This is a genomic window from Psychrobacter sp. 1U2 (assembly GCF_051847575.1).
Map to the genome: position 1 here is coordinate 1 of NZ_JBPYDC010000462.1, position 1,054 is coordinate 1,054.

A 1,054-nucleotide genomic window follows, 5' to 3' on the forward strand; every position below is an offset into this window, starting at 1 on the left:
ATTATTTAGTTTTTTGATTTTTTTATCTTATAGTTCCAAATTTATATCATTTATCTAAACAAAATTAACTTATAGATAATCGTTACAAAAGACGGTCAATCTGTCACATTAAGTCAAATTAATAGGCGCATACTTATTACTGTCATTCGAACAAGAGTGACAATCAAATCATAGATAACCATCTAACAATTATATAAATAATAATTATAAGGGATAAGTATGCAGAAATTTCAACATAAAGCATTTAATGAACTATTTGATTTGTCAGGTAAAGTGGCTATCGTCACAGGCGGCGCAAATGGTATTGGTAAAGCAACCGCAATGCGCTTAGCAGAGGCGGGCGCTAATATCGCTATTGCTGATCTAAAGTTAGAAGATGCTAAAGCTGCTATTAAAGATATTGAAGCACTAGGGGTCAAAGGTTTAGCGGTCGAGTGCAATATCCTAAAAGATGATGATTTAGTCGCTATGGTTGATCAAGTAGTGACAGAGTTTGGAGCGGTTAACATCTTAATCAATAACGCTGGCGGTGGCGGCGGTGGTAAAGAAGATCCTACTAAAATCTCAGTAGATGATATCCGCCGCGACTTTGAGCTAAACGTTTTTAGTGGCTGGCGTCTGTGTCAGTTGTGCGTGCCATACATGAAAGAGTCAGGTTATGGTTCCATTGTGTTTACCACTTCCATGTCGAGTGTGAATAAAAGCCCAAATATGAGTGGTTATGCAGGATCAAAAGCCGCTGTCAATCATATGGTGGCAAACTTGGCACATGATTTTGGCCCTGAAGTACGTATTAACGCAGTTGGTCCTGGCGCGACGCGCACGGCTGCGTTAGAGAGTGTATTGACACCTGAGATTGAGAAGAAAATGCTCGCAAATACGCCTATTAAACGCCTAGGTGAAGCCGATGATATCGCCGGTGCTATATTGTATTTTGCTGCGCCTATATCGACTTGGGTCAGTGGTCAAACTATCTTTGTAAATGGTGGTGGTGTACAAACCTTGGATTAAGATTTGCGCGATTACTGCAAAATCAAAGTATTAAAATAAAAGC

At 39.4% G+C, this 1,054-nt stretch carries 1 protein-coding gene; it reads left to right on the forward strand.

The window, feature by feature from the left end:
* The first annotated feature begins 219 nt into the window (after nt 1-219).
* Nucleotides 220-1,011, forward strand: coding sequence for a glucose 1-dehydrogenase (locus ACS8FD_RS16585; protein ID WP_439261964.1), 792 nt, complete (start codon nt 220-222; stop codon nt 1,009-1,011).
* Nucleotides 1,012-1,054: the final 43 nt, after the last annotated feature.

Bases quoted from the DNA above. Each gene is read 5' to 3' on its own strand.
- ACS8FD_RS16585 (WP_439261964.1), top strand. From the start codon at position 220: ATGCAGAAATTTCAACATAAAGCATTTAATGAACTATTTGATTTGTCA.